This window comes from Pseudomonas nitroreducens (assembly GCF_014204515.1).
Taxonomy (GTDB): Bacteria; Pseudomonadota; Gammaproteobacteria; order Pseudomonadales; family Pseudomonadaceae; genus Pseudomonas; species Pseudomonas nitritireducens_A.
Window position 1 is genome coordinate 55,297 of record NZ_JACHLI010000020.1, and the last position, 26,727, is coordinate 82,023.

The window sequence follows — 26,727 nt, forward strand, 5'->3', positions numbered from 1 at the left end:
AATGAAAGCGCAGAATGCACGTACTGCATTTTCTTCACCGGATACTGAACATCGTGCATGCCAGCCTGCGTCGCCTCGACCTCAACCTGCTGCTGGTCTTCGACGCCCTGTTCCGCCAGCGCAGCGTGGTGGCCGCCGCCGATGAACTGGCCATGAGCCCGTCGGCCTGCAGCCATGCCCTGGGCCGCCTGCGCGACAGCCTCGGCGATGAACTGTTCGTCCGCGCCGGCAGCGCCATGCAGCCCACCGCCCAGGCCGAGCTGATGGCCGATGGCATCGGCGAAGCCCTGGCGCTGCTGGCCGACCGGCTGTCCAGCGCCGCGCCTTTCGACCCGGCGCACAGTTCCCAGACCTTCGTCTTCGCCGCCACCGACTACACCAGCTTCACCCTGCTGCCGGGCCTGATCGCGCGGATCGAGAAGCTCGCCCCGCACCTGCGCATCAAGGTGATCTACGCCACCCAGCAGGATTCGCTGGACGACCTGCGCGAAGGTCGCGTGCATTTCGCCCTGGGCGTTTCCCACCAGCGGTTGCAGGACGACACCCTGGAAGCCATCGACTGCTTCAGCGACGACTACGTGGTGGCCGCGCGCAAGGGGCATTCACGGATCACCGGCGAGCTGTCGCTGGAGCAGTACCTGGCCGAGCGCCACGTGGCGGTGCTGCCGTGGAGCGATGCCGTCGGCGTGATCGACACGGCCCTGGCCCGCCAGGGCATCCAGCGCGACGTGGCCGTGCAACTGCCCAGCCTGCTGGCGGCGCCGAGCCTGGTCGCCGTCTCCGACTACCTGCTCACCCTGCCCCGCCGAGTGGCTGAACAGCTCAACGCCGAAGGTACGCTGGCGTTGTATCCGGCGCCCATCGAGCTGCCGAGCTACCACCTGCGCATCCTCTACCACCCGCGCCACGCCAGCCGGCCAGGGCAGCGCTGGCTGCGTGAGCAGATGCTCAGGGCGCTGGCCGATACCTAGCGGCCCTCCGGCAGTTGGGCGACCACCTTGATCTCGAAATCGAAGCCATACAGCCAGGTGACGCCGATGCCGGTCAGCGTGGGATGCGGCGCCTCGCCCCAGTATTCCGGGACGATCTGCCAGATGCGCTCGAAGGTCTGCTCGGGATTGACCAGGAACACCGTCACGTCGATCACGTCGTCGAAGCTGCAGCCGGCGGCGGCGAGGATCGCATTGAGATTGTCGAAAGCCCGGCGCACCTGGGCTTCCAGCTCGGGCTCGGGCGAGCCGTCGGCGCGGCTGCCGACCTGGCCGGAAACGAACAGCAGTCCGTTGCTGCGGATCGCCGGGGAATAGCGGTTGCGTTCATAGAGGGCCTGGCGGCCCGCGGGGAATACCACGTCACGGGTGTTCATCGACTTGCTCCATCAGGGACCGCAGCCCCGGTTTCAACGATGGCGGCAGGTTACGGCGGCGAGCGGCCGGGATAATCGGGCAACACCGGTCAGGATTGTTTGTAGAATCCAAACAATCCGACCCTCGCCAGCCCTCCGCCGGAGCCGCCCATGGACCGTTTCGATGCGATGCAAGCCTTCGCCCGCGTGGTGGAAACCGGCAGCTTCACCAAGGCCGCCGACACCCTGCACATGAGCCGCACCAGCGTCACCCAGCTGATCCAGCAGTTGGAGGCGCGGCTACGGGTGCGCCTGCTCAACCGCACCACCCGCAAGCTCAACCTCACCGCCGACGGCGCCGCCTACTACGAGCGCGTGGTGCGCCTGCTGGCGGGCATGGACGACGCCGAGACCAGCCTCTCCAGCGCGGCTGCCGTGCCGCGCGGACGATTGCGGGTGGACGTGCCCAGCCCGCTGGCACGCCTGCTGCTGATCCCCGCCCTGCCCGACTTTCACCAGCGCTACCCGGATATCCAGATCGACCTGGGGGTGAGCGATCGCCTGGTCGACCTGATCGACGAGAACGTCGATTGCGTGGTGCGCGGCGGCGAGCTCACCGACCAGTCGCTGATGGCGCGCAAGGTCGGCGACCTGGCCTTGGGCGTGTTCGCGGCACCGAGCTATCTGCAGCGGCTCGGCGTGCCGGAGCACCCGCGCGACCTGGAAGACAGCCAGCAACGTATCGTCGGCTACCTCTGGGCGCGCACCGGCAAGCCGCTGTCCTTTGCCATGCACAAGGCCGGCGAAACCCTGCAGGTGCACGGCCGCCCGGTGCTCACGGTGGACGACGGCAACGCCTACCTGGCTGCCGGGATCGCCGGCATGGGCGTGCTCTGGCTGCCGCGCTACATGGCGCAGGATGCGGTAGCGCGCGGGGAACTGGTGGAACTGTTCGGCGACTGGAGCATGGAAAGCATGCCGCTGTACCTGGCCTTCCCGCCCAATCGCCACGTCAGCGCCAAGCTGCGGGTGTTCATCGACTGGATCGTCGAGCTGATGGCTCAGCATGCGCCGGTGGTCCAGCCGCCACTGTAGCCACCGCGCGCGCCCTGCTTCAGGCAAGGCGCATCGACAGCTCCACGTCATCGGCGAAGGGAATCGACAGGTAGCGCCCGCCGGGCAGGCGCACCTCGGCCAGGTACTCGGGGCAGTAATCGGCGTTGTCGGCGACGATCAGCGCGCCGGGACGCAGGCGGCCCTGCACCAGGGAAAGTATCTGCCCATAGAGCCCCTTGGCGCCGTCGAGGAACAGCAGGTCGATGCTCTCGGGCAGGTCGCCGGCCAGCGTCTGCAGCGCGTCGCCCTGGCGGATCTCCACCAGGTCGGCGACGCCGCCGGCCACCAGGTTGGCCTGGGCCCGCGCCACTTTCGACGGTTCGAATTCGCTGGTGATCAGCCGGCCGCCGCCGTTGTCGCGCAGCGCTGCTGCCAGGTGCAGCGCGGAGATCCCGAAGGAGGTACCGAACTCGACGATGTGCTTCGCGCCGATACTGCGCGCCAACATGTACAGCAGCGCGCCGGTCTCCCGCGAGACGGGCAGCGGCTGGTCCTTGAGCTGGCCGTAGAGTTCGCGGTACTGCGTCTTGCTCTGCATCAGGCGGGTCAGCGCGGCCTGGTCGAGGTTGGCGAAGGCCGGGGTGGATTGCGGAGAAGCCGCGTCGGCCTCCTCGAACAGCTGTTGCAGCAGGGGTGCCACGGGGGCGGAAGTCAGGGTCGTCATGCTGGGGTTCCATCGCGACTTGAGAGGGGGATTTGAGTGCGAAACAGCGCCCGACTAGAATGCGATCTTTTCGTCAGGTTTTACTATTCGCATTGCCGGAGCCAGCCATGGGTGAACGTCGCAGCCCACGTATTTCCACGCGCAAGGAGCCGAAACAGGCCCGCTCCAACGACCTCGTGACAGCCATTCTCGACGCCGCTGTTCAGGTTCTGGAGAAGGAAGGCGCCCAGCGCTTCACCACCGCGCGGGTCGCCGAGCGCGCCGGGGTCAGCGTCGGTTCGCTTTACCAGTACTTTCCCAACAAGGCGGCGATCCTGTTCCGCCTGCAGAGCGACGAGTGGCGGCAGACCACCGAGATGCTCTGTGGCCTGCTCAGCGACGAAACCCAGGCGCCCCTGCAGCGCCTGCGCAACCTGGTGCACGCCTTCATCCGCTCCGAGTGCGAGGAGGCACGCATGCGCATCGCCCTGGCCGACGCCGCCCCGCTCTACCGCGATGCGCCCGAGGCCCGGCAAGCCAAGGCCGCCGGCGAAGGCATCTTCCGCGAGTTCATCGTCCAGGCGTTGCCCGCCGCCAGCGACGCGCAGCGCAACCTGGCCCGCGAACTGATCACCACCACGCTCGGCTCGGTGGGCAAGCAGTTCTCGGAAAGCCCGCGCAGTACGCAGGAGATCGAGGCATTCAGCGAAGCCATGGCGGGCATGTTCTGCGCCTACCTGGAGAGTCTCACGCCGTAACGGCTTACGCGGGACACTCCACCAATACCGCCTCGCACTTCGCCCCCGGCATCATGGCCTGCAGCCCGGCAACCAGTTGCCCGCCCGCTTCATGCAGGGCCTCCAGCGGCATCTGCGGCAGGCTTTCGAGGATGAACCACATGTGCTGCGCTTCGGCGTCCAGGCGGGTGCGCACGCCCTGGCGCCAGTTCCAGCGACGGCAGGTGACGCCCAGGTCGTCGCGCCAGATCACTTCGCCGGCGTCGGGGGATTCCTCGGCCGGCGCACCGTCCTTCAGGGTGTCGAAGGTTTCGCTGCCCTCGGCGATCACCAGGCGCGGGGTGCCCGCGTAGGCGGCCAGGTTCTCGCCGCCTACGGGGATGGCGAACTGCACGCTGATGGCGTTGTACAGGTCCACTACTGGGTCGATGCTCGGCAGGCTGCCGTCACGCAGGACGCGCTTGCGCAGGGCCTCCGCCGAACAGGGGGTGCGCTGGGGCTTGGCGCCGAAGCGGCGGAAGACCTCGGCCCAGGCGGCCAGGTGCGCCTCGCCCCAGGCCGGTTCGCCCGCCGCCAGGGCCACGCAGGCACGCTCCAGGGCCTGTTGCGCCAGCTCCGGGTGGAGCAGCGGCGCGGCCTGCAGCGTGATGCTCAGGGCACGAAAGCCGGGCGCGATGGCAGCGACGGCAGGATCGATGAGGGGCGTGACAGGTGGCATGGCGCAATCCTGGGGTACGGTGGAAAGGAAAGGCAGCGAGTGACGGGCCCGCCTCAGCGGCGGACCAGTCCACGCCGGTGGTAGTCGCCCCAGGCGACGGACAGGGTTTGCAGCATGCACAGCAGGGCGGTCCATCTGGACTTCATGGTTATCTCTCCGGGAATGGTGGGATGGGGGCACGAAAGGCGTGCCCGACCCGCTCCTTTCTACCGGCCGGCGGCCAGCGCTGCCATGAAATCCCCGAATGAAGGATTAGCTGTGCTTATGGAAAGACAGCGGGATCATTTTCGCTAATGCCTGCTACCAGCTGATCCGCAGGCCGAGGCTGCCCGACAGCGACTCCTGGTTTTCGCTGTCGATATTGCCGCTGTAGGTCGCCGAGGCGTAGAGCGCGACCTCCTTTGACAGCTGCACCGCGACGCCGCCGCCGATGTCCATGGAGCTGCCCTGGTGATCGGTACGGATGGCATCGGCATGGTCGTAGACCACCGCGTCGCGCCCGCCGAAGTTGTGCCAGAGGTTGCTGCGCAGCCACGGCTCCAGTGCCGTGCCGTTGACCAGGTAGCGGCCCTTGAGGCGTGCGCCAAGGCGACCGGTGTAGGTCTCCTGGGTGTCGAAGGAGACGTGGGAGATACCGTCGTTGTCACTGTCCAGCGAGACCTTCTGCGCGATCACCTGGGCCTGTGGCTCGACCACCCAGCGCTCGCTGACCGCGAACGGCTGGCCGGCCTCGGCGGACACCGCCCAGGCGTGACCGTCCAGGTCGATCCGGTAGCCGCGATCCGAACGGCTGCGGCCATCCAGGCGTGTGCCCATGGCGACCAGGTCGAGGTAGCCGCCGGTGGGACTGCTCAAGGTCCAGTAGGCACCGAGGTTGTCGGCGTCCAGGTCGAGATCGCCGCTGTGGCGGTCCTCGAAGCCGAGGTTGAAGCCCTTGACGTCGCCATCGACGCTGGAGTGCCCGACGAACAGGCCGGCGCGCTGGGTGTAGCCATTGCCCAGGGTCATGCCGAACAGGTCATGGCCGACCTGGAAGCCGTTGAGGTTGCCGTCGAAACTGGGCGCCACTGTGCCCGACCAGCTCTGCCGCAGGCTCTGTCCCATCACCCGCACCCAGCCGGCGGGTACACCGCCGATCTCGTCCAGCAGGCTCTGCTCGCCCTGGCGCTCGTGGAAGGTGCCGATGGCGCTGGTCACCAGCAGCGAGGCCACTGGTGGCACCGCGGAATACACCGGGACTTCCGGGCGGTAGATGACGAGGGTTTCGCCGGCACTCGGCGTGGGTAGTGCCGGCGTTCCTGGCGCGGCTACCGGCGGCGTGGCGGCGGGCTCGCTGGATATCGGGTCCTGCGGAGGCGGTGGATTGACTGGAGCGTCGGGGTCCTGCGGCGGCTCCACCGGCGGCGCCGGCGGCGGTTCGACGGGCGCCACGACCGATGGCTCGACGGCGGCCACGCTGGAGCGCAGGTACCAGCTGTTCTCGCTGCCGGCCGTGAGGCCACCCTTGAACAGGTAGTACTGGTAGGGCCCGGCCGAGAGGCCGTGAGCCAGGCTGAAGGCATCGTTGCTGCTGGTCGCACCCTGGCTGGCCTGGACCACCTGGATGCCGTTGAGCTCGGTGAGTGCACCGGCGCCACCCAGGTTGCTCACCTGCAGCGAGGTACTGCCGTCGATGCGGCTGCGGTTCACCACCAGGCGATCCGAGGCCGCACCATCGCCGGCCAGCACGCTCTGTATGCGCAGGGTACCGTTCGCCCCCTGGTAGTCGCCGTTGACGCTCAGGCTGTCGCTGGCGCTCGCGCCAGAGGTGGTCAGGTCGATCGTCCCAGCGTTGACCAGGCGCGCATTGAGCGCCGCGTTGCTCGGCGCAATGCGCCCGCGGCTGGAGGTCAGCAGGCTGCTGCCGTCCAGGCTCAGGCTGCCGGTGCCGCTGGCGGCGTCGCCCAGGGTCAGGGTGTCGTTCAGGTCCAGGCGCGAGGCATTGGTCAGGGCGACGGTTTCCCAGCCGATGTAGCGCCCTCCGCGGTTGGTCCGGGTGTTGTCGAAAGTCAGCTGGTCGAACCCCGGCCCGCCGTCGATCAGCGGCGTGCTGCCCAGCTGGATTTCACTGAGGTTGCGCAGCAGCGCCGTGTCGTTGCCATCGCCCATGAGGATGCCGCTGCGCACCGTGCCGCCGCCATCCCAGGTCAGCCGGTCGTTGCCGAAGCTCATCAGGACCTGCCCGCGGATGCCGCCGCCGGTGAGCGTCAGACTGTCGTCGCCGCCGCTGACGCTGACATTGCCACCGACGCTGCCGCCGGAAATGATGATGGTGTCCTGGCCGAAGCCGGTGACCAGGTTGCCGATGATCGCGCCGCCGGACAGGTCGAACAGGTTGTTGTCCAGCTTCATGTCGACCCGGCCGATGGTGCCGCCGCTCATGCGCGCGGTGTCGCCGTCCTCGAAGGCGCCGATGATGATGCCGCCGCTCATGCTGAAGAAGTCGCGCTGATCGCCCTGGGCCAGGGAGCCGATGCTGCCGCCGGTCATGACGAAATCGTCGACGCCGTCGCCCTGGCTGACCGCGCCGGCAATGGTCCCGGCGCTGATGCGCAGGCTGTCGGCGCCGCCGCCCTGGCTGAGGTTGCCGCCGATGCTGCCCGAATCCATGGTCACGCTGTCATTGCCATCGCCGAAGGTGACGTTGCCGCTGATGGCGCCGCTGCCGCCGGCGGGGAAGCTCAGGCTGTTGTCGCCGCCCGTGTCGGTCAGCTCCGGCGCGCTGCCGGAACTGCACAGATGCTGGTCGTTGCCCGGTCCGGGGCTGAAGCTGCAAGCGGCATGGACCGATGTGCCGGGCAGCAGGAAAGTCAGCGGGAGTACCGCACCCAGAGCGCACTGCAAGCGGGACCATGCCATGGTTCTGTCCGAATCCTGGTAGGGGCTTCCTGAAAGTCTTAGTTGACTGATCGGATATAGCAAAACCGATATTGCGCGCTCCCGACGAGCCGTACAGCCCGTCCTAGAGCCATGTAACGCCGGCGATACAGTGACCGGCGGTGGAAACTTCAGCCAGGCCGAAGGCTCAGGCTTTAGAAATCGTCGATTGATCTGCCCCCACCCCGGCGTTGAGATAAGCCCGCGGCCAGCACGTCGCCGCCCGCCACCGACAACAACGAGAAAGAGGTTCGCGCCCCATGCGCACGCTGATCAAAGCCCTGGCCCTGGCTTCCACCACCCTCCTCGGCGCACCGCTCGCCGTGACCGCCACCGAGGCACCCAAGGCCGAAAGCCCGGCCTTCGTGGTGCACAAGCTGACGGACTTCCTCTACGCCATCGGCGAGCCGAACTACTACCAGAAGAACTACTCGTACCTGCTGGTGGGCGCGGACCAGGCGCTGATGTTCGACTCGGGCGCCAACCAGAAGGAAGACATCACCCAGGTTGCCCGGAAGATCACTGACAAGCCGCTCTCGGTATTGCCCTCGCACCTGCACTTCGACCACTTGGGCGGGCTGCACAATTTCCACAGCGTCTACCTGGTGGATACGCCGTTCACCGCGAAATTCCGCCGCGACGATGGCCTGTATCACGTGCCCGAACCCGTCTACCTGGGCAATATCGACCACATGACCCTGGCGCCCTTCAAGGTGGCGCGGCTGGTGAAGCCCGACGAGGTGATCGACCTGGGTGGCCTCAAGCTGCGCCTGCTGAGCATGCCCGGCCATACGCCGGATGAGGTGGCGCTGTTCGATGAGGCGCACAACATCCTGCTCTCCGGCGACCACCTCTACCCGTCCTGGCTGCTGGCGGGGAACCTGAAGGACTACGTCGCCTCGCTGGACGCCACCCTGAAGGTGATCAACCCGCAGACCACCCTTTACGGCGCCCACGCCGACGAAGACCCGAGCAAGGTGCCGGCGATGACCTACGCCGATGTGGTGGCGGTCCGCGACAAGATGCAGCAGATCCAGGCCGGCCGCGCCAAGGGCGAAGCCTTCAGCGACCCGGAGCTGATCAGGAGTTCGGAGCTGTACAAGGTGGAGAAGGACATCAGCATCCTCACCGACATCCAGTTCACCGATGGGCGCGGTTACGGCTACTGAGACTTGCGCTCAGCGCGCTCTTCGTGGGAGCGAGCTTGCTCGCGAACCCGAGTCAGCCTGACGGGGAAGTGCAGGATGGGGGCCACTTTGATGTTTCTGCGCTCAGGTCGGCCCTCACCCTAGCCCTCTCCCAGGGGGAGAGGGAACCGTACGGTGCAGGATCAAACCCCATCGTCAGCCGGCACGGTTTGCCCCCTCTCCCCCCGGGAGAGGGCTGGGGTGAGGGGAAGACCCAAGCACCGAGTCATCCGCAGGGAAGAGAAACTCCGATCGGACGCTACTCGACTATCGCCAACAACCATTCGATGAACGCCCGGACCTCCGGGCGTTCGCGTTTCGCCTCGGGGCAGACCACGTAGTAGTTGTGCACCGCCGCCACCGAGATCGGCAGCGGGCGCACCAGCCGGCCTTCGTCGAGGTCGCGCTGCGAAACAGTCTCATCGCTGAGCGCCACGCCGAAGCCATCGCGTGCCGCCTGCAACACCATGCCGAAATCCTCGAAATGGATATCCTCGGCACCACCGCGCGAGTGACCGGCCTCGGCCAGCCATTGCTGCCACTGGCTGCCGTCGTCCTCGTGGAGCAGCCGGTGCCGCGCCAGGTCGGCGGCCTCGACGATGGCCAGCGGCCCGCGCAGGTATTGCGGGCTGCACACCGGCGTCATGCGGATGCCGTGCAGCAAGCGCCACCACACGCCAGGCCACGGCGGCGTGCCGTAGATCACCGCGACGTCGGCGCGGCGCCAGTCCACCTGCGGCATGCCCGGCGCGGTAATCACCCTCACCCGCACCGACGCGGATTCCTCCATGAAGCGCAGCAGCGGCCGGGTCAGCCACTCCACACCTTCAGCCGGCGGAATCGACAGGCAGATGTCCACCCGCTGCTCTGGCGGCCGGACTCCTGCGCGCAATGCCTGCACCGCCCCGGTGATCTCCTCCATGGCGCTGGCCACGCGCTTCTGCAGCTCGCGGCCGCTGGCGGTGAGCACCAGCTGGCGACCCCGCTTCTCGAACAGCTCCACCTCCAGGCTGGCCTGCAGCGCCTTGACCTGCTGGCTGACCGCGCCGGTGGTGACGTGCAGCTCCACGGCGGCCGCCGCCAGGCTGCCCAGGCGGGCCACGCTTTCGAACACCCTGAAACTGTGCAGCGGGGGAAGGGCCATCTTCTGCGCAAATCCTGCATCGAACCGAGGCCAACGGTTATAGCAGGGCCGCTCGCCTCAGGGGAGCGCGGCGGACTGGCGCGCAATTTGCGATGACCTCGATGCAGACGCCCGCAGGGAACCTTTGAGGACTTTGCGTGCAGCCAAGCGGTGCTTTTGGATTCACTCCTGCACACATTCCGTGCACGCGACGGTGAGTCAGGATTCCCTGCAGGACACCGATAACAGAGCCATCTCGAACGAAAAAACAGATAACCGAGCGGTCAGATTCCGGACCACCGGACACAAACATGTATACAAAACAGTGGATATTTCCCACGCAGTTTGTCTACAGTGGCCGCACAACAAAAACAAGCGAGTCCTCAGCCATGAATGATCGTTCAGCTGTAGCGTCCGCCGGAGCACGCCCGGAAGACGAGAACCTCGGAATCGGCGCCAACCTGGCGTACGGCCTGCAACACGTTCTGACCATGTACGGCGGTATCGTCGCCGTGCCCCTGATCCTCGGCCAGGCGGCCGGGCTCTCTGGAAGCGAGATCGGCCTGCTGATCGCCGCGTCGCTGTTCGCCGGCGGCCTCGCCACCCTGCTGCAGACCCTCGGCCTGCCCTTCTTCGGCTCGCAGATGCCGCTGGTGCAGGGCGTGTCCTTCGCTGGCGTGGCGACCATGATCGCCATCCTCGGCGGCGGCTATGAAGGCGGCGGCATGCCCGCGGTGCTCGGCGCGGTGATGGCGGCTTCCTTCATCGGCTTCCTGATCACCCCGGTGTTCTCGCGCATCACCAAGTTCTTCCCGCCGATGGTCACCGGCATCGTCATCACCACCATCGGCCTGACGCTGATGCCGGTGGCGGCGCGCTGGGCCATGGGCGGCAACCCCAAGGCGCCGGATTTCGGCAGCATGGCCAATATCGGCCTGGCCGCCCTCACCCTGGTCATCGTCCTGCTGCTGAGCAAGCTGGGCAGCGCCTCCATCTCGCGCCTGTCGATCCTCCTGGCCATGGTCATCGGCACGCTGATCGCCGCCGCCCTGGGCATGACCGACTTCTCCCGCGTGGCCGAAGGCCCGATGGTGGCCTTCCCGTCGATCTTCCACTTCGGCATGCCGACCTTCCACGTCGCCGCGATCCTCTCGATGCTCATCGTGATCATGGTGACCCTGGTGGAAACTTCGGCCGACATCCTCGCCGTGGGCGAAATCATCGGCACCAAGGTCGACTCCAAGCGCCTGGGCAACGGCCTGCGCGCGGACATGGCGTCGAGCATCCTGGCGCCGATCTTCGGCTCCTTCACCCAGAGCGCCTTCGCCCAGAACGTCGGCCTGGTGGCCGTGACCGGCGTGAAGAGCCGCTACGTGGTGGCCACCGGCGGCCTGATCCTGGTGACCCTCGGCCTGCTGCCGGTGATGGGCCGGGTGATCGCCGCAGTGCCCTCCTCGGTGCTCGGCGGCGCTGGCGTGGTGCTGTTCGGCACCGTGGCGGCCAGTGGCATCCGCACGCTGTCCAAGGTCGACTACCGCAACAACATGAACCTGATCATCGTCGCCACCTCCATCGGCTTCGGCATGATCCCGATCGCCGCCCCCAGCTTCTATGAGCACTTCCCCAGCTGGTTCGCCACCATCTTCCACTCGGGCATCAGCTCGGCGGCGATCATGGCCATCGGCCTGAACTTGCTGTTCAACCACTTCAAGACCGGCAACTCGGACCAGCAGTCGGTGTTCGTCGCCGCCGAGGAGCGCACCCTGCGCTACCGCGACATTGCCGCGCTGAACGAGGGTGACTACTTCCAGAACGGCAAACTGTTCGACGCCGAGGGCAACGAAGTGCCGGTGATCGTCGACGATCACGACGAGCACCACTCGCCAGCGGTGAAACCGCTCAAGCGTGAGGCGGTGAACAGTAGCGCCTGATCCGGCGCTTCCCTGAAAAAGGCCCCTCGCGGGGCCTTTTTCGTTCAGGTGGCCTGTTCCTCCAGCACAGCCTGATCGATCAGCCGCCAGGTCTTGGGCCCGACGATGCCGTCGGCCACCAGCTCGTGACGGCGCTGGAACTCCCGCACCGCGGCCTCGGTCCTGGCACCGAAATGGCCATCCTCCTCGGCCCCGCAGGCACGCTGGAGCAACCGCACCAGATCGCCCAGCGCGCCGCGCCGCAAGGTCGGCCGTGGCACCTGGCCCGGCGCCGTGTCCGGCTCCAGGGCCGGGATCATCGGCCGGAGAATCGCCTTGCCCTCGAGAATCTCCCGCACCCGTACGCGAAACTCCGCCATGTCGAAGGTCGGATCGTTCTTGCGCCCTTGCGGCAAGGCATATTCCTTGTGGCCGGCGCAGGCCCGCTCGTCCTGCTTCAGGTGCCTGAGAATGGCCGCGACACCGCGCTGGTAGCTGTCCATCTGCACATCGCTCCAGGCTTCATCGAGCCCGGTGTTTTCCGCCTCGATGCCGATGAAGCTGCTGTTGCCGGAACTGATGCCTTCCCAGCTGCCCTTGCCGGCATGGTTGCAGCGGCCGGCGGCGATCACGTAGTAGGTGCCGTCGCGTCCGAGCCCCAGCTGCGCCAGCGGCCCGCTGAGATCACGGCGCCCCTCGATCAGCGTCTTCAGGCTGGGCATGTTGCCGCGCAGCGGGCCGGCGGTGTGGTGGCAGATCACGCCGTGCACCGGCCCCATCTCGCCCACCCCACGCTCGGGCCAGCCGTCCACGCGGGCGACTTTCAGGCCGGCGGCTTCGAGCACGTCCGGCAGCCAGGTCAATGCGTAGCTCATGCTTGCACTCCTCCGGTGGCGGCGGGCAGGTCTTCGTCCGCGGTTTCCTCTTCGATCGGGCAATCGCAGCCATCGACATCGCCCTCCGGGTGCAGCATGACCACGCCGGGCGCCGACAAGCCCACCGGGGCCGCGAGGGGTGGCGCGGCGGGCTCCAGCAGCGGCAGCATCAGCGGCGCCGAGGCACCTCCGCCAGGGGGCGGGTTGAGCACCACCAGGCTCAGCTGGCGGCCCGCCTGCAGGTCTTCCTCCAGCAGCTGCACCGCCAGCCGGGTGCTGTCGCTGACGCTGGTCTCGCGGCTGATACCGTTGACCTGGACCACCGCGCCGCGCACGAAACCGCTGCCCTGCAGGCAGACGTAGAGGGACTGGGCATCCACGGCGCCGGGCTGGGCGTCGGTCAGGGTCGGCACGGGGTTGCCCAGGCCGTCGCGGCGCTTGTCGCCTTCACGGGTGCGGAACAGCGTGTCGAACAGCTCGCCGAGCTTGTCGGTGGCCTGCTTGGCGAACATCCCGGCCAGGCACGCCATGCCCACCAGGCCGTAGAGATTGACGTTGACCACGCCGTCATCGGCTGCCGCCGTGGTGCCGACGGTGAGGAAGCCGCCGCGGATGACCAGGTAGAGCATCAGCGCGAGGATCATGCCGATGAAGGGCTTGAGGATGTACCACCAGATCCAGCTGGCCATGAAGCGATCGTTGCCGACGAAGTCGCCGAACGACTTGGCGATGTGCACGAAGCTGCCCAGCCCGCCCGCCACCATGACCATCACCAGCAGCCGGGCGTCGGGGCCGGGACACCAGCCGAGCAGGCATTGCGCGCCGGCGTCGCCCTCGGTGCCGGCCAGCGGGAACTTCGGGTAGTGCTGCGGCCACAGCGACACCAGCAGCCAGGCCAGCAGCAGGGAAAGAAAGATCAGGCCGGCGCCCAGCGTCCAGATCTGCAGACGATTCGCGCGGCGGGTCCGGGTACGTGTGTCCATGGCGGCTCCAGGCAACGAGGGATGGAAACGATCCCTGTCGCGAAGCGCCACGGCATGCGCCCGATGCTTCAACCACGGGCGCCTTCCGCGCATCGCACGGCTGACAGTCCAGCTCACGTTAGCGCAGCGCAAAGCCTCTGCAAGGGGGCTTGGCGGATAATTTCGGGCGTCTCGCCAGCGTTACGTTGCAGCGCTGAAACAGTGGCTGTTGCAACGTTGAATCAGGCCGCTGCGGTGTCTGCGGCCGGAGCTTCCAGCAGCCCGATAAAGGCCCGCAGCGCCGGGGTGTCGGTGCCGCGCCGCCAGAACAGCCAGGTGGTCGCTTCGGCGTGGTGCGGCGCCAGGCGGTGGATCGCCACGTTGCGCCCGCCGGCCAGGCTCTCGAACATCGCCCGCGGCACGATGGCCACGCCGCCACCGGCAGCGATGCAGGCGAGCATGCCGTGGTAGGACTCCATCTCGACGATCTTGCCCGGCACCACCCGGTGCTCGGCGAACCAGCCTTCCAGACGCTTGCGGTAGGAGCAGGTATCGCGGAAGGCGAACACCGTCTCCCCCGCCACGTCCCGCGCATCGTGCACCGGCGCGTGGTGGCGGGCGCTCATCAGCACCAGTTCCTCGCGGTACACCGGCTTGCCGTCCAGCTGCGGGTGATTGGCCGGGCCATCGGCGAAGGCGGCAATGAAGCGGCCGGAGAGCACGCCGTCGATCATCTCGCCGGAAGGGCCGGTGGACAGGTCGAGCTGCACCTTCGGGCACTGCTGGTGATAACGCGCCAGCATCTCGGGAATGCGCACCGCCGCCGTGCTCTCCATGGAGCCCAGGGAGAAGCCGCCGTGGGGCTCGGCGCCCACCGCCACCTGCTTCGCTTCCTCCACCAGATCGAGGATGCGCTCGGCGTAATCGAGGAAGCTGCGCCCGGTCGGCGACAGACGGAGACGGAGCTTTTCGCGGATGAACAGCTCGGTGCCCAGCTCCGCCTCCAGCTGCTTGATCCGCGTGGTCAGGTTCGACGGCACGCGGTGTAGACGGGCCGCGGCGGCGGTGATGCTGCCTTCGGTGGCGACGGCGCGGACGATTTCCAGCTGGGTCAGGTCCATCATTCTCTCCGGGAGAAGGAGTCTTTCTTGATTATTCATTTTACATGAATGGTTGCGCATCTTAATTTCTGCGCCATCCCGGAGCTACCACGCCCGGACGAACGACCGGCCTTGCGCCCTCCCATAGAACAAGCAGGACTCACCATGAACCAGATCGCCGCCATCCCCGCTGCCATCTCCCGCAGCCCCGCCACCGGCCAGGAACTGGCCCGCTACACCTTCGAAGACGCCGCCCAGCTGGAAACCTCGCTGGCCCGCACCGATGCCGCGTTCCGCCAATGGCGCGACACCAGCATCGGCGAACGTGTTGCCGTGCTGCGCAAGATGGCTGAAGTCCTGCGTGCCAACGTCGAGCCGATGGCCCGCATGGAAGCCCAGGAAATGGGCATGCCGGTCACCCAGGCCCGCGGCGAGATCAACAAGTGCGCCAACCTCTGCGAGTGGTACGCCGACAACGGCCCGGCCATGCTCGAAGACGAGAAGACCAGCATCGAAGGCGCGTACATCTCCTACCTGCCGCTGGGCCCGGTGCTGGCCGTGATGCCGTGGAACTTCCCGACCTGGCAGGTCATGCGTGGCGCGGTGAGCATCATCCTGGGCGGCAACACTTACGTGCTCAAGCACGCGCCGAACGTCATGGGCTGCGCCTATCAGCTGCGCGACGCCTGGCTGCAGGCCGGCCTGCCGGAGGGTGTGTTCGAGGTGCTGAACGTCGAGCCGCCGCTGGTTTCCAAGGCCATCGCCGATGACCGCATCGCCTCCATCGCCGTGACCGGCAGTGTCGGCGCAGGCGCCGCCATCGCCTCCCAGGCCGGCGCCGCCCTGAAGAAGTGCGTGCTGGAGCTGGGCGGTTCCGACGCCTTCATCGTGCTCGCCGACGCCGACCTCGACGCCGCCGTGAAAGCCGCCGTCGCCAGCCGCTTCGGCAACTGCGGCCAGGTGTGCATCGCCGCCAAGCGCATGATCCTCGAAGAGTCCATCGCTCCGGCCTTCACCGAGAAGCTGCTGGCCGCGGTCAAGGCGCTGAAGATCGGCGATCCGCTGGCGGACGACACCTTCGTCGGCCCGATGGCCCGCTTCGACCTGCGTGACGAACTGGACGGCCAGGTACAGCAGGCCATCGCCGACGGCGCCACCCTGCTGCTGGGCGGCCACAAGCTCGAAGGCGAAGGCAACTACTACGCGCCGACCGTGCTGGCCGACGTCAAGCCGGGCAACACCGCGTTCAAGAAGGAAATCTTCGGCCCGGTCGCTTCGCTGATCGTCGCCCGTGACGCCGAGCATGCCCTGGAGCTGGCCAACGACAGCGAATTCGGCCTCTCCGGCGCCATCTGGTCCGCCGACAAGGCCAAGGCCCAGCACATGGCCCGTCACCTGGTCAGCGGTGGCGTGTTCATCAACGGCTTCTCCGCCTCCGATCCCCGCGTACCGATCGGCGGCGTGAAGAAGAGCGGCTTCGGTCGCGAGCTGTCGCACTTCGGGCTGCGCGAGTTCACCAACCCGCAGACCGTGTGGATCGACCGCAAGTAAGTCGAACCTGAAAAACAAAAACCCTCTCCCGCCCGGCGGTAGAGGGTTTTTTGCTTTCGTAGGAGCGGACTCCGTCCGCGATGGTATCCGGCGCGATGCGGACCTATCGCGGACGGAGTCCGCTCCTACGCTCCCTTTAAGATCGGGATTAATCGGCGCGATTAAATCCGTAGGGCGCATAACCTGGAACAGGTTATCCGCCTGTGCGCACGGCGGCGGATAACGCTGGCGCGTTATGCGCCCTACAAGAACCTTCCCGCGGGAGTCAGGGCTTGGCCGTGTCCTTCTTCAACTGCAGCAGCTCCTGCGTGCTGTGCCGCAGGTTCTCGGCCAGGCTGCCCTGCTCATTGAAGCAGTCCTCGACCAGCCAGCCGCCCGCCGTGCGATGCAACAGCAGGCCAAGATCGCGGTCCTCCCCCGTCAGGGCATCCTTGAGCACCACCCGCGCCTTGATTCGCTCGTCGTCCACCGGAGTGAACGCCAGCGACTTCACCTTGATATCGCCCCAGTCCTGGCAATCGCACAGCGGGTCGCCACCCAGGTAGCCCAGCTCACCGCCGGCGGCGTCCTGGTCAGCCTTCATCAAGGCAAGCAACGAAGCGTCGAAGACATCCGTCTCCTTCAGCTTGCCGTTGGGCACGCCGGGGCCGTCGGGCGTGTAGTTGCCGTATATCTGCCGCAGAAAGCGCTCCGCGCTGGCGCTATCGGCCGCTGGCGTCGAGGCCGCGAGCGAAGTATCGAAGAGCGTCAACAGGATCAGCGACAGGGCAAAGGCGGAGCGCAGGAAGGCCATGGGATTCTCCATCGGGCAGCCGAGCATCATCGCCCGACGCGGCCTCGAATTTCCGTGAAGTGGTTAAAGCTGTGGCCGATAGCCCTGGGACGAACCGCCAGGGTCCCCGGCTGGCACCTGAGTAGGATGGGTGGAGCTTGCGATACCCATCGAGCGGACCGGAAAGTGAATCGATGGGTATCGCTGCGCTCCACGCCATCCTACGAAGAGTCCTCCTGCGAACGCTCAGCAGACCGTAGGGCGCATAACGCCAAAGGCGTTATCCGCCATAACCAGGCTGCACAATCAGGATCGCGGCCGATACCCCTGAGACAGCAACCAACCCTGGAAAGCGCGCCGCCGCTCCGGCGGCAGGTCCGCCAGCACCTGCGCCTCGGGTTCGGTGCGCAGCCGCCGCAGCCAGGGCGCCAGCTCCAGGCCATCGAGGTGCCAGATGCCCAGCGGCTGGTCGGCGCTGACCACCACTTCTGCTTCATCGACGAACTCGCCCCTCAGCACCGGGGCACGCTCGATGCGCAGGCTGGCGAAATCCGCCGGTACATGGCTCGGCTGCTGGTCCGGCCAGGCGCGGCGAGCTTGCCAGAAGGGCTGCCCGCTCCACTGCTCTTCGCTGGCATAGAAGTCGCGGCCGACACGGGCGAAGCGCAGGAACAGCTGCTCGACGCGCTGCTGATGGAAACGCCTGGCGAGCTCTGCCCGCTGCGGCGCGCGCAGCAGCGTGTTGATCACGACGGGCGCCTGCAAGGCCGAGGACAGCGACTGGAAGATGCCATTGCCGGACAGCGGGTCCACCGCCATCGCCGCATCGCCCACGCGAATCCAGTTGTCGCCGCAGGCTTCCAGGCAAAGGATCGCCGTGCTGCTGCGGGCGTGCAGGTCCAAATCGTACTCTTCGCTGGGGCCGAAGAACTCACGTACCAGCGTTGAAGCAGCACGACGCTCGCGGCAGTAATCCAGTAATTGCTCGCGGGGCGGCAGCTGGCTGCTGGCGACATCCAGCGTCAGCTGCCAGTAACAGCGGCCATCCTCCAGCCGCGCCATCCACGCCCAGCCATCAGGCAGGCTTTCCACCGCCGTCGCCAGCGGGCCGGGTTCGCCCTGCCAGCGATTGAGCAGGCTGAGAGTTTCCGGGCCGCGTCGGGCCTTGCTGCCCTTCTGGTTCAGCGGCGCCTGGCGGCCGCGGGCCTCGACCAGAAAAACGCCCTGTACTTCGCGGCCGCCTTCGAGTTTCACGCGCCAGCGGGTGGCCTCTTCCGCCACGGCCAGTACCTGGGTTTCGATCAACTCGATGCCGGCTTGTTTCAGGTCCTCGCGCAGCCCCGCATCGAAGCATGGGCGATCGAGGATGCATTCAATGTTCTGTGCGCTTTCCGCGCCATTCCAGAGCACGCGGCGTTGCGAGGGTGGCGCGGCGCTCGCCAGTGCGTGTTGCAGCCCGGCACTGCGCAGGCCTTCCAGTACACGCTGGGAGACGCCTTCGACGGCGGCGAAGCGGCGCCATTCGCTGATCACAGTGACCTTGTGCCCCAAGCGGCGCAGGCCGAGGGCGACGGCGGCTCCAGCGGGGCCGGCGCCGAGGATCAGGATGGGGTGATCACTCATGCTGCGGTGGCCCGGAGGAAAGCCAGGATGGTCAAGTTCAGCGCGCCGGCAGTGCCCTCTCCCCAACCCTCTCCCTGAAGGGAGAGGGAGCTGTTCGGCGCTTTTGGAAGTTTCTGCGCACGCCGATAGCAACGGACGAACGCCAGAGATGAACGACCGCAGAGGACGACCCCCTCTCCCTCCGGGAGAGGGCTGGGGTGAGGGGAACAAACTCGACCTCCACTCACATCCCCACCTTCCGCTCGATCCCCCGAAACGCCGCCCGCTCCCGCATCACCTCAATGAACTGCAGGTTCGACAGCGCCGGCTGCTCAGCCAGCAGCTCCGCCAGATGCCCACAAAACGCCGCGCACCCGAGGCTCGCGCCAGAGCGCCCACCGACCTTCACCGCCGCACCAAAATCCGCCTGGGGGCTATCCAGCCAGGACCATTCGCCCTCGCCACAACGGGCATCCCCCGTCACCCGGATCACGCCGGGATAGTTCGCTGGAAACACCGGCTCGCCGCGTGCCGGGCTGGACGCGCAGACCAGAACACCGGCCTCGATAAGCTCCGCCACAGCCTCGCGCAGGATCGGCCGACCCTGACGCACGCCCAGGCTCAAGTTGATCACCCGCACGCCCTGCTCGCCCAGCCAGTGCAGTGCGGCAGCGATCTGCAACGGGCTGGTCACGCCGCGCTCATCGAAGACCTGGGCGACGCACAAGCGCGCCTCCGCTGCGTGGGAAAGAATGGCTTCGCAGACGGCGCTGCCGTGGCCAAGCAGATCAACCGACAGTGGCAGTCGGTCCAATCCATCATCGGCGAGACGGAAGCGCTGTCCACTGACGACCGAAGCGGCCTGCCCCTCTGAATGCCCGCTATCGATCACACCAATCAGCAACTCAGGCCTCATGACGCTGCACCGGCTGCGCCTCGCGCACACGCATCTGCCCCTCCTGCAATTCCAGGTGCAGGTCGGCCGCTGCCAGGGTCGAAGTCCGGTGGCTGATCAGCAGCCGCGTGCGCTCGGCGAACAGCTGGTCGATGGCCGCGATCACCTCGCGCTCGGTGCTTTCGTCCACCTGCGACGTAGCCTCGTCCAGCACCAGGATCAGCGGGTCCTGCAGCAGCGCGCGAGCGATGGCGATGCGTTGTTTCTGCCCGCCGGAAAGTTGCTGGCCGCGCTCGCCCAGCGGGCTGTCGATGCCCTCGGGCAGGCTGGCGATCAGGCCGCCGAGCTGCGCCGCGCGGGCGGCCTTTTCGATGGCCTCGCGACTCGACTCGGGAGCGCTGTAGGCCAGGTTGTCGGCGAGGCTGCCGCGGAACAGCACGATATCCTGGCTGACCACCGCCACACGGCGCCGCAGGGCGTGCAGGTCGAGCTCGCGCAGGTCCACGCCGTCCAGCAGGATGCGGCCCTGATCGGGGTCGTAGAAGCGTTGCAGCAGGTCGATCAGGGTGCTCTTGCCGACCCCGGACGGGCCGCTCAAGGCAACCTTGAGACCGGCGGGAATCAGCGCCTGCACATCCGCCAATACGGGCTGCGCACGGCCCGGCCACGCGTAGTGCAGATTCTCCAGGCGCAGCTCGCCAACCGATGGCATCGGCCTCGGCACGGTGGGTGAAACGATGGTCGCTTCCTCGCCGCGCAGCTCCATCACCCGGCCGAGGCTGACCGTCATGCGCTGCAAGGCGACGTACAGGCCGAGCAGGCTCTGCACCGGCCCGATGGTCATGCCCAGGTAGGTGGAAAAGGCGATCAGCGAACCCAGCTGCCAGGTGCCCTGTACCACCCAATAGCCGCCAACCAGGAAGGCGCAGGCGCGGGACAGCGACATCAGCGTGCCGGGCACCGCCTGGGTGAAGAATTCGGTGAGCTGCAGGCGCAGCAGTTGGCCGAGATAGCCCTGCCCCAGGCCTTCCAGGCGGCCGGCTTCGCGGTGCTGCTGGCCGGCGGACTGGATGAATTTCATCGCTGGCAGCGTCTCGACGAAGAATGACGAGAGGTCCGCCGAGCGCTCGCGCAAACCCCGCGCCTCGCGCTCCACCTTGCGCCGCATCCAGCGCAGCCAGAGCACGTCCAGCGGGATCAGCAGCGCCACCAGCAGCGAGAGTTTCCACGACAGCGTGAGCAGCAGCGCCAGCGCGCCGATCAGGCCGATCACGCTGGAGACGGCGGAGAACAGCGAGTCCACGGCAAAGCGCTGGATCTCGGCGACGTCGCCGTCGAGCCGGGACATCAGGTCGCCGATACGGCGGCGGCCGAAGAAGCTCGGCGACAGGGTCTGCAAGTGGCGGTACAGCGCATCGCGCAGGGAAAACAGGATGCGCCCGGACAGCCGCGTGTGCAGGTAGCGGTTGAGGCCGGACAACGCCGTACCGACCAGGCCGACGACGATCATCGCGCCGGCCACCATCACCAGCACCGGAAAGTCCTTCGCCAGCAGGCCGTCATCGATCAGCGTCTTGGTCAGCCAGGGCTGCGCGAGCACCAGGACCGAGGCGCAGAACGACAGCCCGAGCAGCCCGGCGATGGCCGCCTTGTGCGGCCGTACGAAGCCGTACAGCCAGCGCAGCGAAGCCTTGAGTTGCTGCGGGTCTTCGCTGTCGATCAGGCGGGTGAAGAACATCAGCCCACCTTGAGTTGCTTGAGCTTGCGGTACAGCGTGGCGCGGCTGATGCCCAGCGCGTCGGCGGCGGCAGAGACGTTGCCCTGGTGGCGCTCCAGCGCCTGGCGGATCAGCTCCAGTTCGTTTTCGCGGATGCTGCCGCTCTGTGGGCGCTCACCGGCGGCGAGTTCGTCCAGCGTGCTGTCGGGCAAGTGATCCAGGCTCAGCTCCGCTTCGCCCTCCTCGCGCATGGCCAGCGCGGTACGCAGGACCATCTCCAGCTGGCGGATGTTGCCCGGCCAGTGGTACTCGCGCAGCAGGCCGAGCAGCTCGGCGGAGAGTTTCACCTTCGGCGCGCCCAGGCGCGCCAGCAGGCTGCTGGCGAGTTCGGCGAGGTCGTCGCGCTCACGCAGCGCCGGTAGCTTCACGCTGATGCCGTTGACGCGGTAGTAGAGGTCCTCGCGGAAGTGTTTCTCTTCCACCAGGCGCTTGAGGTCGCGGTGGGTGGCGCAGATCAGTGCGACATCGATGTCCTGCTCCTCGCCGGCGCCCAGCGGCGCCACCTTGCGCTCCTGCAGCACGCGCAGCAGGCGCGCTTGCAAGGCCAGCGGCATATCGCCGATTTCGTCGAGGAACAGCGTGCCGCCGTGGGCCTGTTTCAGCCGGCCGACCATGCCGCCGCGCCGCGAGCCGGTGAAGGCGCCGTCGCGGTAGCCGAACAGCTCGGACTCGATCAGTCCTTCGGGAATCGCCGCGCAGTTCACCGCAACGAAGGGTTTGTCGCTGCGCGCGCTGGCCTGGTGCAAGGCGCGGGCGACCACTTCCTTGCCGCTGCCGGTTTCGCCCAGCAGCAACACCGGCAGTTCGTTCACCAGCCCCTGGCGCGCCATGCGCAGGGCGCGGGCGTAGCGCGGATGGCTGCCGGCGAGGGCTTCGAGTTCCGGGCCGGCCGCCGGGCGCGGCGCACGGGTGCTGACCGGCACCGCATGGCTGCGCAGTGGCGCTTGCAGCGTCTTGTAGAACAGCTCGCCCTTGGGCGTCTGCAGGCTGCCGACGCCGCCCTGGTAGAGCCGGCCGAGCAGTTGGTCGCCGCGCAGGCCGAGGAAGTCCTCGCTACGCCGGCCGACCAGCGACTCACGGTTGGCGCCCAGTAGCTGGCAGGCCTGGCCGCTGACCGCCAGCACCTTGCCGTCCAGACCCAGCGCCAGCAGGCCCTGCCAGGCCGAGTCGAGGTACTGGCGACGGTAATGGAAGGCAATCACCACCTGCCCCGGATGGCTGACGGCGAACAGTCGCGCCTCGATCTGGAACACCGCGAGGCTGAGCAGCGAGAGGCTTTCCCGCGGGCCGGAGAGCGGCCCTTCGCGGGTCATGTCGAGCACGCCGAGCAGCGTGCCCTGCGGTCCCTCGATGGGCACCGAGGTGCAGGAGAAACGGCTCAGGCGATCGAGGAAGTGTTCGCCGCAGTCGATCTGCGTGGCGCGCCGTTCCACCAGCGCGGTGCCCAGGGCGTTGGTGCCGCGCGAGGCTTCGCTCCAGCAGGCGCCCTGGACGATATCGGCCAGGCCCTTGCTCTGCATGCGCTCGCGGGCGCCTTCGACGGAGAGGATGGTGGCGTCGGCGTTGGCCAGGATGATCACGCCGTCATGGCCCTGGCGTTGTTGCAGGTAGTCGAGTTCGGGAGTGGCGGCGTCCAGCAGCAGGCGGTTGCCGGCCAGCAGCACGTCGGGTTTGACCCGCGTGTCGAGGCCGTGCTCGGTGCCGTTGCTGCAGTCCAGGCCGTGACCGAGGCTGCGCCGCCAGGAGGCGTCGATTTCCTCGCGGAGCACGCCGCTGGGGACCTCGCCCTCCTGTTGCAGGCGTTCACGGGCCAGGTGGGCTTCGCGCAGCAGGTCGCTGCTTATTGTTCTTGTAGTCATGCATCGCTCCGGTAGGTCCCGCGCCCTCTTCTCCACAAATGTAAGGAGGGCGCAGAACTCGCAGGCTGGTCAGGGCTGTGTACACCCGCCGGCGGCGTCAGTAAAGGGGAAGCCCTTAGTAGGAAGGCTCACCGGGAACACAACGCAATTCCCGCGCCAGCGAACCCTCCTGCGCCGCCTCCGGGTTGTATTGACAGTGACCCAAGGCAGGTTTACGTTAACGTAAAGGTAAACAACCGAGCAAGCAGATTCCCATGCCCACGACCTACACCATCTCCGAGCTGGCCCGCGAACTGGACGTCACCACCCGCGCCATCCGCTTCTACGAGGAACAGGGCATGCTCAGCCCCGAGCGCCGTGGCCAGGAGCGCATCTACAGCGCCAAGGACCTGGTGGCCCTGAAGCTGATCCTGCGCGGCAAGCGCATCGGCTTCTCGCTGGCCGAGTGCAAGGAACTGATCGACCTCTACGACCCCAGCAGCGGCAACACCAAGCAACTGCAGACCTTCCTCGACAAGATCACCGCGCGCCGCGCGCAGCTGGAACAGCAACTGCTCGATATCGAGCAGATGAAACTGGAACTGGACACGGCCGAGGAGCGCTGCCTGGCGGCCATGGCCGAGACCGACAAACCCCGCAAGCAGCGCGTGCCGAGCTGACCTCGGCGCCCTGCCCCGCTCTCTCATCCGATTACAAATACAAGTACAGGTGATTCCATGAGCTACCCCTCCCTCAACTTCGGCCTCGGCGAAACCATCGACATGCTGCGCGAGCAGGTGCAGGGCTTCGTCGCCAGCGAACTCGCCCCGCGCGCCGCGCAGATCGACGCCGACAACCTGTTCCCCATGGACATGTGGAAGAAGTTCGGCGACATGGGCCTGCTCGGCATCACCGTCGCGGAGGAATACGGCGGCGCCAACATGGGTTACCTGGCCCACGTCATCGCCATCGAGGAAATCAGCCGTGGTTCGGCCTCGGTCGGCCTGTCCTATGGCGCGCACTCCAACCTGTGCGTCAACCAGATCAAGCGCAACGGCAACGCCGAGCAGAAGGCCAAGTACCTGCCCAAGCTGATCAGCGGCGAGCACGTCGGCGCCCTGGCCATGAGCGAGCCCAACGCCGGCTCCGACGTGGTGTCGATGAAGCTGCGCGCCGAGAAGCGCGGCGACCGCTTCGTCCTCAACGGCAGCAAGACCTGGATCACCAACGGCCCGGATGCCAACACCTACGTGATCTACGCCAAGACCGAGCCGGAGAAAGGCGCCCACGGCATCACCGCGTTCATCGTCGAGCGCGACTGGAAGGGCTTCAGCCGTGGCAGCAAGTTCGACAAGCTGGGCATGCGCGGCTCGAACACCTGCGAGCTGTTCTTCGATGACGTGGAAGTGCCGGAAGAGAACGTGCTGGGCGCGGTCAACGGCGGCGTGAAGGTGCTGATGAGCGGCCTGGACTACGAGCGCGTGGTGCTCGCCGGCGGCCCGATCGGCATCATGCAGGCGTGCATGGACGTGATCGTCCCCTACATCCACGACCGCAAGCAGTTCGGCCAGAGCATCGGCGAGTTTCAGCTGATCCAGGGCAAGGTCGCCGACATGTACACCCAGCTCAACGCCAGCCGCGCCTACCTGTACGCGGTGGCCCAGGCCTGCGACCGTGGCGAGACCACCCGCAAGGACGCCGCCGGGGTGATCCTCTACACCGCCGAGCGCGCGACGCAAATGGCCCTGGACGCCATCCAGATTCTTGGCGGCAACGGCTACATCAACGAGTTCCCCACCGGCCGCCTGCTGCGCGACGCCAAGCTCTACGAAATCGGCGCCGGCACCAGCGAAATCCGCCGCATGCTGATCGGCCGCGAGCTGTTCAACGAAACAAAATAAGCCACAGGCGACAGGCTGCAAGCTGCAAGCGAAAGCAGGAGCACCCGCCTGCGGCCTGCAGCTTGTAGCCTGCAGCGCGCGGAGAACCGAATGACCATTCTTAACACCCAGATCAATACGCGCTCCCCGGAATACGCCGCCAACGCCGCGACCATGCTGGAGAACGTCCAGGACCTGCGCGCCGTCCTCGGCCGCGTCCACGAAGGCGGCGGCGCCGCTGCCCAGGCCAAGCACACCGCGCGCGGCAAGCTGCTGGTACGCGAGCGCATCAACCGCCTGCTCGACGCCGGCTCGCCCTTCCTCGAAGTCTCCGCCCTCGCCGCCCATGAGGTGTACGGCGAAGACGTCGCCGCCGCCGGCGTGGTCGCCGGTATCGGCCGCGTGGAAGGCGTGGAATGCATGATCGTCGGCAACGACGCCACGGTGAAAGGCGGCAGCTACTACCCGCTGACCGTGAAGAAACACCTGCGCGCCCAGACCATCGCCCAGCAGAATCGCCTGCCGTGCATCTACCTGGTGGACTCGGGCGGCGCCAACCTGCCGCGCCAGGACGAGGTGTTCCCCGACCGCGAGCACTTCGGCCGGATCTTCTTCAACCAGGCCAACATGAGCGCCCAGGGCATCCCGCAGATCGCCGTGGTGATGGGCTCCTGCACCGCCGGCGGCGCCTACGTGCCGGCGATGAGCGACGAGACCATCATGGTCCGCGAGCAGGCCACCATCTTCCTCGCCGGCCCACCGCTGGTGAAGGCCGCCACCGGTGAAGTGGTGAGCGCCGAGGACCTGGGCGGTGCCGACGTGCACTGCAAGACCTCCGGCGTGGCCGACCATTACGCCGAGGACGACGAGCACGCGCTGGCCATCGCCCGCCGCTGCATCGCCAACCTCAACTGGAGCAAGCAGGGCCAGCTCAATACCCGTGCCCCGCGCGCGCCGCTGTACGCCAGCGACGAGCTGTACGGGGTGATCCCGGTGGACAGCAAGCAGCCCTTCGACGTGCGCGAGATCATCGCCCGCCTGGTCGACGGCAGCGAATTCGACGAGTTCAAGGCACTGTTCGGCACCACCCTGGTGTGCGGCTTCGCCCACCTGCACGGCTACCCGGTGGCGATCCTCGCCAACAACGGCATTCTCTTCGCCGAAGCCGCGCAGAAAGGCGCGCACTTCATCGAACTGGCCTGCCAGCGCGGCATCCCGCTGGTGTTCCTGCAGAACATCACCGGCTTCATGGTCGGCCAGAAGTACGAGGCCGGCGGCATCGCCAAGCACGGCGCCAAGCTGGTCACCGCGGTGGCCTGCGCCCAGGTGCCGAAGTTCACCGTGATCATCGGCGGCAGCTTCGGCGCCGGTAACTACGGCATGTGCGGCCGCGCCTACGACCCGCGCTTCCTGTGGATGTGGCCCAACGCGCGGATCGGCGTGATGGGCGGCGAACAGGCCGCAGGCGTGCTGGCCCAGGTCAAGCGCGAGCAGGCCGAACGCGCCGGCAACGCACTGTCCGCCGAGGACGAGGCGAAGATCAAGGCGCCGATCCTCGAACAGTACGAGCGCCAGGGTCACCCCTACTACTCCAGCGCGCGCCTGTGGGACGACGGCGTCATTGACCCGGCGCAGACTCGTGACGTGCTCGGCCTGGCCCTCTCCGCCTCGCTCAACGCGCCGGTCGAAGCCACGCGCTTCGGCGTATTCAGGATGTAAGCGGCGGCAGGCTACAGGCGGCAGGCAGGAGCGCTCTTGCCTGCCGCCTGCAGCCTGAGGC

The 26,727-nt window shown here is 67.2% G+C and carries 22 protein-coding genes; 9 read left to right on the plus strand and 13 right to left on the minus strand.

Going from position 1 to position 26,727, the window contains the following annotated elements; genetic code table 11:
• Window positions 1-14 precede the first annotated feature (14 nt).
• On the plus strand, window positions 15-971 hold the full coding sequence (locus tag HNP46_RS22355) for a LysR family transcriptional regulator (protein WP_184593313.1): 957 nt from the start codon (window positions 15-17) through the stop codon (window positions 969-971).
• Here HNP46_RS22355 and HNP46_RS22360 read toward each other — a convergent pair.
• Window positions 968-1,366, minus strand: a complete 399-nt coding sequence (locus HNP46_RS22360; RefSeq protein ID WP_184593315.1) for a RidA family protein — start codon at window positions 1,364-1,366, stop codon at window positions 968-970. The genes HNP46_RS22355 and HNP46_RS22360 overlap by 4 nt on opposite strands.
• 150 nt (window positions 1,367-1,516) lie before the next feature.
• Between HNP46_RS22360 and HNP46_RS22365 the strand changes: the two genes are divergently transcribed.
• A complete protein-coding gene (locus tag HNP46_RS22365; RefSeq protein WP_184593317.1) occupies window positions 1,517-2,440 on the plus strand; it encodes a LysR family transcriptional regulator in 924 nt (307 codons plus the stop codon).
• A 19-nt stretch (window positions 2,441-2,459) separates the two neighbouring features.
• On the opposite strand, the gene HNP46_RS22370 is transcribed toward HNP46_RS22365, so the two are convergent.
• Window positions 2,460-3,125, minus strand: coding sequence for an O-methyltransferase (locus HNP46_RS22370; RefSeq protein WP_184593319.1), 666 nt, complete (start codon window positions 3,123-3,125; stop codon window positions 2,460-2,462).
• 107 nt (window positions 3,126-3,232) lie between these two features.
• Between HNP46_RS22370 and HNP46_RS22375 the strand changes: the two genes are divergently transcribed.
• Complete coding sequence (locus tag HNP46_RS22375) at window positions 3,233-3,862, plus strand: TetR family transcriptional regulator (protein ID WP_184593321.1); 630 nt, start codon at window positions 3,233-3,235, stop codon at window positions 3,860-3,862.
• Between the two features lie 4 nt (window positions 3,863-3,866).
• On the opposite strand, the gene HNP46_RS22380 is transcribed toward HNP46_RS22375, so the two are convergent.
• Together HNP46_RS22380 and HNP46_RS22385 are read right to left on the minus strand one after the other, a co-directional pair.
• Complete coding sequence (locus HNP46_RS22380) at window positions 3,867-4,559, minus strand: B3/B4 domain-containing protein (RefSeq protein WP_184593323.1); 693 nt, start codon at window positions 4,557-4,559, stop codon at window positions 3,867-3,869.
• A gap of 300 nt (window positions 4,560-4,859) precedes the next feature.
• A complete protein-coding gene (locus tag HNP46_RS22385; RefSeq protein ID WP_184593325.1) occupies window positions 4,860-7,457 on the minus strand; it encodes an autotransporter outer membrane beta-barrel domain-containing protein in 2,598 nt (865 codons plus the stop codon).
• Between the two features lie 278 nt (window positions 7,458-7,735).
• Here HNP46_RS22385 and HNP46_RS22390 point away from each other — a divergent pair, with 278 nt between their 5' ends.
• The gene (locus HNP46_RS22390; protein ID WP_184593327.1) at window positions 7,736-8,644 is read left to right on the plus strand and encodes an MBL fold metallo-hydrolase; all 909 of its coding nucleotides are present in this window, start codon (window positions 7,736-7,738) and stop codon (window positions 8,642-8,644) included.
• A gap of 277 nt (window positions 8,645-8,921) precedes the next feature.
• Here HNP46_RS22390 and HNP46_RS22395 read toward each other — a convergent pair whose 3' ends face one another.
• Window positions 8,922-9,806 (minus strand): LysR substrate-binding domain-containing protein, encoded by an 885-nt coding sequence (locus HNP46_RS22395; protein WP_184593330.1) that lies wholly within the window; start codon window positions 9,804-9,806, stop codon window positions 8,922-8,924.
• 368 nt (window positions 9,807-10,174) lie between these two features.
• Between HNP46_RS22395 and HNP46_RS22400 the strand changes: the two genes are divergently transcribed.
• Window positions 10,175-11,716 (plus strand): nucleobase:cation symporter-2 family protein, encoded by a 1,542-nt coding sequence (locus HNP46_RS22400; protein ID WP_184593332.1) that lies wholly within the window; start codon window positions 10,175-10,177, stop codon window positions 11,714-11,716.
• A 44-nt stretch (window positions 11,717-11,760) separates the two neighbouring features.
• On the opposite strand, the gene HNP46_RS22405 is transcribed toward HNP46_RS22400, so the two are convergent.
• The 3 genes from HNP46_RS22405 to ptrR all read right to left on the minus strand — a co-directional run bounded on the left by HNP46_RS22405 (window position 11,761) and on the right by ptrR (window position 14,653).
• On the minus strand, window positions 11,761-12,570 hold the full coding sequence (locus HNP46_RS22405) for a peptidoglycan recognition protein family protein (protein ID WP_184593334.1): 810 nt from the start codon (window positions 12,568-12,570) through the stop codon (window positions 11,761-11,763).
• Window positions 12,567-13,553: a hypothetical protein gene (locus HNP46_RS22410; protein WP_184593336.1), complete on the minus strand. Its 987-nt coding sequence runs from the start codon at window positions 13,551-13,553 to the stop codon at window positions 12,567-12,569. The genes HNP46_RS22405 and HNP46_RS22410 overlap by 4 nt, the downstream gene beginning before the upstream one ends.
• Before the next feature lie 221 nt (window positions 13,554-13,774).
• Window positions 13,775-14,653: a putrescine utilization regulator PtrR gene (ptrR, locus tag HNP46_RS22415; RefSeq protein WP_184593338.1), complete on the minus strand. Its 879-nt coding sequence runs from the start codon at window positions 14,651-14,653 to the stop codon at window positions 13,775-13,777.
• A 144-nt stretch (window positions 14,654-14,797) separates the two neighbouring features.
• Between ptrR and HNP46_RS22420 the strand changes: the two genes are divergently transcribed.
• On the plus strand, window positions 14,798-16,183 hold the full coding sequence (locus tag HNP46_RS22420) for an NAD-dependent succinate-semialdehyde dehydrogenase (RefSeq protein WP_184593340.1): 1,386 nt from the start codon (window positions 14,798-14,800) through the stop codon (window positions 16,181-16,183).
• A 265-nt stretch (window positions 16,184-16,448) separates the two neighbouring features.
• On the opposite strand, the gene HNP46_RS22425 is transcribed toward HNP46_RS22420, so the two are convergent.
• The 5 genes from HNP46_RS22425 to HNP46_RS22445 all read right to left on the minus strand — a co-directional run bounded on the left by HNP46_RS22425 (window position 16,449) and on the right by HNP46_RS22445 (window position 23,088).
• Window positions 16,449-16,976 carry a DUF3828 domain-containing protein gene (locus HNP46_RS22425; RefSeq protein WP_184593342.1) on the minus strand — a complete coding sequence of 176 codons (528 nt, stop codon included), beginning with the start codon at window positions 16,974-16,976 and terminating at the stop codon, window positions 16,449-16,451.
• Between the two features lie 285 nt (window positions 16,977-17,261).
• Window positions 17,262-18,578, minus strand: coding sequence for a flavin-dependent monooxygenase QhpG (qhpG, locus tag HNP46_RS22430; protein ID WP_184593345.1), 1,317 nt, complete (start codon window positions 18,576-18,578; stop codon window positions 17,262-17,264).
• 223 nt (window positions 18,579-18,801) lie between these two features.
• On the minus strand, window positions 18,802-19,473 hold the full coding sequence (qhpE, locus tag HNP46_RS22435; RefSeq protein ID WP_184593347.1) for a subtilisin-like serine protease QhpE: 672 nt from the start codon (window positions 19,471-19,473) through the stop codon (window positions 18,802-18,804).
• Window positions 19,463-21,190 (minus strand): ABC transporter ATP-binding protein, encoded by a 1,728-nt coding sequence (locus HNP46_RS22440; protein WP_184593349.1) that lies wholly within the window; start codon window positions 21,188-21,190, stop codon window positions 19,463-19,465. Before HNP46_RS22440 ends, qhpE begins: the two co-directional genes overlap by 11 nt.
• Window positions 21,190-23,088 (minus strand): sigma-54-dependent Fis family transcriptional regulator, encoded by a 1,899-nt coding sequence (locus tag HNP46_RS22445; RefSeq protein ID WP_184593351.1) that lies wholly within the window; start codon window positions 23,086-23,088, stop codon window positions 21,190-21,192. The genes HNP46_RS22440 and HNP46_RS22445 overlap by 1 nt, the downstream gene beginning before the upstream one ends.
• 254 nt (window positions 23,089-23,342) lie before the next feature.
• Between HNP46_RS22445 and HNP46_RS22450 the strand changes: the two genes are divergently transcribed.
• From HNP46_RS22450 to HNP46_RS22460, 3 genes are all read left to right on the plus strand, one after another.
• Window positions 23,343-23,747: a MerR family transcriptional regulator gene (locus tag HNP46_RS22450; RefSeq protein WP_184593353.1), complete on the plus strand. Its 405-nt coding sequence runs from the start codon at window positions 23,343-23,345 to the stop codon at window positions 23,745-23,747.
• A 57-nt stretch (window positions 23,748-23,804) separates the two neighbouring features.
• A complete protein-coding gene (locus tag HNP46_RS22455; protein WP_184593355.1) occupies window positions 23,805-24,968 on the plus strand; it encodes an isovaleryl-CoA dehydrogenase in 1,164 nt (387 codons plus the stop codon).
• Window positions 24,969-25,058: 90 nt separating this feature from the next.
• On the plus strand, window positions 25,059-26,666 hold the full coding sequence (locus HNP46_RS22460) for a carboxyl transferase domain-containing protein (protein ID WP_184593358.1): 1,608 nt from the start codon (window positions 25,059-25,061) through the stop codon (window positions 26,664-26,666).
• Window positions 26,667-26,727: the final 61 nt, after the last annotated feature.